This window comes from Vibrio sp. YT-19(2023) (assembly GCF_033337395.1).
This window is the reverse complement of record NZ_JAWOQN010000785.1, coordinates 1-594: the sequence shown is the minus strand read 5'-3', so window position 1 is coordinate 594 and position 594 is coordinate 1. Positions and strand designations below refer to the sequence as shown.

At 43.9% G+C, this 594-nt stretch carries 1 protein-coding gene; it reads left to right on the top strand.

All coding sequences use genetic code 11. From position 1 onward, the window contains the following. A partial coding sequence (locus tag R7E78_RS28455; RefSeq protein ID WP_318058925.1) for an EAL domain-containing protein occupies positions 1-594 on the top strand: 594 nt, incomplete at both ends.

Sequence of the window (594 nt, the reverse complement as noted above, 5' to 3'; positions counted from 1 at the left end):
TGTTGTATTTCCAACCGAAGGTGAACCCTCATACGCACAAATGGATAGGTGCAGAAGCGCTATTACGCTGGCGTCACCCCGTTTTAGGGGATGTATCTAACGAAGCGCTCATCCACATGGCTGAGCAAAATGGGCTCATATTTGAAGTTGGCTCATTTGTTTTGCGTACTGCTATCGACAAAGCCAAACAGTGGTCTGAGTTATTCGATAATTTCAAAGTCGCGGTAAATGTCTCTCCTATTCAACTGCAAAACGTGAATTTCGCCGAGCAAGTTGAACACCTTCTCGAAGCGTTTCACCTTCCGGCACGTTTTCTTGAGTTAGAAGTGACGGAAAGTGCGTTAATTGCTGATGAAGTGGTCGCACGAACAACCCTTAAAAAACTGAATAAACTTGGTGTGACATTGTCACTCGACGATTTTGGTACGGGCTACGCCTCTTTCAGTTATTTGAAGAAGTACCCTTTTGATGCCATCAAAATCGACAAGAGTTTTGTTCAGCAAATGGAAAAATCCGACGATGACCGCGCAATCATTTGTTCCATCATCCATATTGCGAAAAAACTTGAGCTGCAAGTGGTCATTGAAGGGATTG